5 protein-coding genes are annotated in these 4,911 nt (G+C 41.5%); 4 read left to right on the top strand and 1 reads right to left on the bottom strand.

The window, feature by feature from the left end; genetic code table 11:
- On the top strand, nt 1-572 hold a 572-nt coding region (locus F6K23_RS39825; RefSeq protein ID WP_293166637.1), incomplete at its 5' end, for a hypothetical protein.
- A gap of 1,407 nt (nt 573-1,979) precedes the next feature.
- Nucleotides 1,980-2,510: an AidA/PixA family protein gene (locus F6K23_RS39820; RefSeq protein ID WP_293166635.1), complete on the top strand. Its 531-nt coding sequence runs from the start codon at nt 1,980-1,982 to the stop codon at nt 2,508-2,510.
- Nucleotides 2,511-3,417: 907 nt separating this feature from the next.
- On the opposite strand, the gene F6K23_RS39815 is transcribed toward F6K23_RS39820, so the two are convergent.
- Nucleotides 3,418-3,618, bottom strand: coding sequence for a CopG family transcriptional regulator (locus tag F6K23_RS39815; RefSeq protein ID WP_293166633.1), 201 nt, complete (start codon nt 3,616-3,618; stop codon nt 3,418-3,420).
- A 225-nt stretch (nt 3,619-3,843) separates the two neighbouring features.
- Between F6K23_RS39815 and F6K23_RS39810 the strand changes: the two genes are divergently transcribed.
- Nucleotides 3,844-4,209: a hypothetical protein gene (locus F6K23_RS39810; RefSeq protein WP_293166631.1), complete on the top strand. Its 366-nt coding sequence runs from the start codon at nt 3,844-3,846 to the stop codon at nt 4,207-4,209.
- Entirely contained in the window at nt 4,209-4,910 is a 702-nt protein-coding gene (locus F6K23_RS39805; protein WP_293166629.1) for a hypothetical protein, read from the top strand. The genes F6K23_RS39810 and F6K23_RS39805 overlap by 1 nt, the downstream gene beginning before the upstream one ends.
- Nucleotide 4,911 lies beyond the last annotated feature (1 nt).

The raw sequence follows: 4,911 nt of genomic DNA, 5'->3' as shown, positions 1-4,911 counted from the left end.
AGTTACTGACTTCTAACTACACACCTTCTGAGGAGTTTCTAACAGACTTGAGAAATCAGCCGGAAAGGGTGAGCAGATGTAAGACCTATTTATTCTCTAAGATTCTCAAGCCTGGTGAATATAAGAAAAACTATGAGACTAGTTGGAAGAATTCCGAAGCTTTTCCCGGCTGTACGGTGGAGTCGGCACGATTGCTCAGAGAATGCTCTCTGACTCAATTTACTTTCCAAAGTAAAAAACAGTTCGATAGTTGGGAAAGGGAGCAGAAGCGTCTCAGAGATAAAACGGGTCAATCCTACGAGTCTTGGTTTATAGATGATGAGGGATACCTCAACTTCCAAGAGATGATTGAGACCTTGGATGAGATGATTAGGCGGGGTGAAATGAAATTTACTACCTCCCGTGGAGCGAATAAGCATAGACACCTCACTCGGGAATATAGTGACCATCCTGAGTACAAGTGCTTGCTCAAAGCTAAGCATCAATTGGATATTCGTTACGGCAGGGTACTAATTGAAGATAATAATTATACATCAACACCTCAATGCAGTCAATTAGATAAAGAGTGTTAATCCCAAGGTGACTGAAGGGATAAAAACGTCCTCGCGTCAGCTCGGTTTATATGGGGCTTGGCGCTTTTTACTATCCCCATATATAGGCGGTTTAGCGCCAAACGTTTTCAAAAAATCCCTCAACCATGCGGGTTGTAGCTGACGGTTTTACCCCCCCAAGTCGCCCTTTTTTTTTTTTTACCCGACTTGGGGGGGTTAAAAAGGCGGAGATTTGACAAAATGACTGTAATATGCAGGGTGCTAAAAAATTGAGAGTAGCGATTGTTTTTTCTTTGTGGTGTTCACTGACGCCGAGTATGAACAGAGTACACCAAAATGCTCAATGAAGTCGCAAAGGTAGAGGATATTAACCCCAAGGTATATAGGAAAAAAATCGTCCTCGCTTCAGCTCGGGTTAAATATGGGGCTTGGCGCTTTTTACTATCCCCATATATAGGCGCTTAAGCGCCAAGCCTCGGAAAAAATCCCTCAACCATGAGGGTTGTAGCTGACTGGTTTTCCTGACGAAGTTGGCTTTTTTTTAAATTTCGGAGTTTCGTCAGGTATGAGGACTTATGATTTGACAAATCGACTTAGATGTGTTTACAGCTAGGCTTGTTGCAACAATTTCATACGATGTTGAGCATGAACAGGAATATTGGTTTTTAGATGGCGTAAAGCTAAGGAAACTGTCATGAAATGCCAACTGAACACATAAAGTTCTTAGTTACAACTAGGCCTAAATATAGGGTTGCTGCGACCAAGTGCAGCCTAGCTCTGAAACCCTTACTGAACAAAGCATACAGAGATTGAATCCGAATTATGAAGCCTACTCCCATATATAAGTTAAATAAATGTTTTTTCTGACAGCCTCTATGGCGAAAAACATTGCCTAAAATAGAAGCGCGCATCACTTAAAATAAGTCTATCAAAGCCTTGTAACTACGTGCTGATTTGTAAAAACATTGCCTAAAAGGAGTCAAACTCGGCAAAGTTTACATTAGCAACTTTCATCAAAAAGGGGCTGAAATGGGGTTGACAAATGACTTTTTCTACTCGCTGCACCATATGACAGCAACCTTCTATTTAGGCCTTGTCGCATTAATGAAGCTTCCACCCTCTTTACTAAAGATGTCATTGGTCTCAATGGCATTAGACCTAAACTGCTGATTCGCTGCTTGAACACTAAAGGGAAACTAAATACCAGAGAAGTACAGGTACACCCTACCCTACATTGTATGTCTCTCTAATGCTCTGAATGCCAGGGGTTCAAAAGATTTATGCAAGAGTTCTATTGGCTTTTGTCAGTTTCTCCTTTTTTCTACGTCCTATTAAGTGATGGGGTGGGTCGAATCTTTCCCTATTAAGAGGTTTAGGTCTTTTACCCACTCCACCATTCAACTTATCCAACAACGAGGTATTTTACACATGTCTAGAGGCAAAGATATCTATATTCTTATGGTGATCAATGGGCTGAAGCTGGAAGAGTTATACCCCAATCCCTCAAAAGATCACAAACACCCGACACAGATTATGACCCAACACCGGGAAACCCAGTACCTATTTGGTGACACTGATTACGTGAGTTCCGGGCAAGGTACACCTGACCTCGCCATTAATGCTGATGTCAACGATAATGTTCTTTGGACTAGTACTAGTTTTTCTTCAGGTAATCATTACGGTGTTTTGATCTACGACATTAAGTTTGTGGGTGGTACTGAAGTAATCGCAGGTTTACGGACAAAGACGGTGAAAATTAAAGGTGCCATACCTGGGGGTAAATACCCAAATATCGTGCCCGCTGCCTTCACTGATATCTCTTTAACAGAAGTCGATGGGTACGTTGATGAAAAGGGGACAATGAATTACAATATCAATTTCGGTCTTTATAAATTAGATAGTTCGGAACATAAGCTTCATGGGTACTTTGTTTGGGACCCAAAAATCATCGTGGCTTAACTTTTTGCCCCTTAATTAATCAGCTGTTCGTCCCTACCGTGGCTGGACAGTGACGTTCTCCCCCGGTAAATCAAAGATTATACCGGGGGCTTCTCAAGATTACTCTTTGAGCTTCGCGCTTCATGAGCAGTCCATTGACTAAGCCTCCACGCGCAGAAACGATTAGTCCCACCACCGTTGTGTAGCCAAAAGTAATACCACACACCTAAATTCCTTGAAGATTTTACATACAAGAGGCAATATATTCAGGAAAAAAAAGATGTGGGGTGGAAAACTGTAGAACCTGTATTATTAGACTTTGGACAAAATCCTTATCAAAGAGCAAGTTAATTTGGTGGGTGTTGAGGATTTCGGCTTGACCGAAGCGATTAACTTTCATAGAGATAATTCTAAGATGTCTTTGTATAATTTGTTCGCCTAAGCCCCTCAAATGCTGATGATAGCGTGAAAACCGGGGTTTGATGTACTACAACTGCACCGCTTATTGATAAAACCTCCTGTTTGTTGACAAGCCCCTCAACCACGTTGGCTTCAATACCGTATATATACGGGTTATTTACCACTTTATTAACTGACTAACACCTTTGAATAATATGTGTACAGCTCCGTATATGGAGGGTATCAAGTACTCTGTTTTTAAGTCCCAAACTAGGGTATTTTTTGGTATATATATGGGATTATGGGGACTATAGTTATCCCCAATCTCTTGCGATTAGTAGCAGTAAATAGGGTTTAAACCCGTATATATATGGGATTATATGAATGTTATATACGGGATAAATCAAATCGAACTTAGATGTAAAACATAGCACTTGGCGGTAGCTTCTCAAGCATTAAGACTACTCGTCCCCGACCCCACTTGAATTGCTGAAAGAATACTTGCAATAGCAGGGTAAGGATGAGATTCCTAACTCTCCTCGTTGGAAGCAGCAGTACCGTTTTCAGATTTGGCTTGAACAGAAGGAACTTTGTAAGTAGGTAGCGTTCTGATGAGTTCTCTTAATATCTCTGTTCTATTCCGTTGCGTAAGTTCGCAATAGCGGTCTAGAGCATCGCTTTCAATAGGAGGAACTCTAAAATTAATTGTTTTTAGCTCTGGTGTTGTCATTTAGCAGTCTGTCATGTAAGCTTTGTGTATAGGTCAGATACACAAATCCAATACATAGTATTGCGACCTGGAAAAGGATGATGTGATAGGGATAGATATCAGCAATCCCTATCACAGCCTGGAGAACAGAAAGCGGGTACTAGCCTTAGTCACTGTAATCTGCTTCCAGCTTATCTGATACAAGCTCCCGTCATTGAATGTCACATAGCTAAGTAAACACAGAGTATGGAGACACAAGAAACAGTAAATACAATGACAACAAATAGTAAAAGTACTGAAGAAGGTTTAACACCAGAGGAAGCAAAAGAGCTACACACCAAGCTCAACCGCTACTACCGCAATCGCAAACAAGGCAAGCGCAAAGCACGCCCAGTCCTCAGACCCATTGGCGATGTTGAAACCATACAAAAGAACCTAACCATCCAAAAGTCCCCAACGGATTGGGACGATATGCCCAATGGAAGCCTATTTGCAGTAGACACAGCAGGTTCGTTGCTATTTACCAAAATCAGTAATTCCCGCGCACTCTGCCTTAACTTCATGAAGACTCAGCCAGTGGGTGGCGCTAGTTGCTATAGGATATTTGTGTAATGAAAATCGAGAAAAAAAAGAGCCAGCGAGGGAAACTCACAGCTAAAGATAAAAGTCTTACTTTATACCATTCAAACCATCACCAGACTATCAGCGCCGAGAAGTATCTTCCCCCAGTTATCCAGGGAAAACTAACCGCTTTAGGTCAGAAATTCGGATTACCCTTCGACCTAGGCAAAATAGACTTAACAGGAAACCTGGCCGAAAATGTCCGCGCCCTCAGAAAAATAGCTGAACTAGCAGAAACTAACGCCAAGCTTCTCCCAGAAATGTTAAAGCTTGCTCGGAAACTATGCCGTGCTGAAATTAAAGAAGCACAGTATTACCGAGCAGCAACCAAGATGGCACTAAGCCATCAAACTAAAATCGATAAATACTCAGCAGATATTTTCCTACAATTAGTCCAGCACGAAGCCAAATCTAGCCGATTAGAATATCGTACCAATCAAAAAGCCCAACTTATCAAACGGAGAGCAGAAGCTAGGCGTAACTACTACCAAAACACCGAATACGCTACGGAAATCGAACTAATCGACCTAGAAATTGAAAACCTCGAAGCCAATAACAAACTCTTGAAAGAGAGTAAAACTAAGAAACTTGAATCAACACAGCAGCGTAAACAGAAACTATTAGAGTACTACAACTCTGCCTTTGAAGGGGGTGTGTATGACTTCTCACCGACATCTACAGAACCTCAATGAA

It is taken from the genome of Okeania sp. SIO2C9, assembly GCF_010672455.1.
GTDB lineage: Bacteria > Cyanobacteriota > Cyanobacteriia > Cyanobacteriales > Microcoleaceae > Okeania.
Note: the sequence above shows the minus strand (reverse complement) of the source record. Positions and strands in the feature narration are given on the sequence as shown.

What these genes read in the sequence shown, in the direction of transcription:
- F6K23_RS39820 (WP_293166635.1), top strand. Translation starts at nt 1,980, where the DNA reads ATGTCTAGAGGCAAAGATATCTATATTCTTATGGTGATCAATGGGCTG.
- F6K23_RS39815 (WP_293166633.1), bottom strand. Translation starts at nt 3,618, where the DNA reads ATGACAACACCAGAGCTAAAAACAATTAATTTTAGAGTTCCTCCTATT.
- F6K23_RS39810 (WP_293166631.1), top strand. Translation starts at nt 3,844, where the DNA reads ATGGAGACACAAGAAACAGTAAATACAATGACAACAAATAGTAAAAGT.
- F6K23_RS39805 (WP_293166629.1), top strand. Translation starts at nt 4,209, where the DNA reads ATGAAAATCGAGAAAAAAAAGAGCCAGCGAGGGAAACTCACAGCTAAA.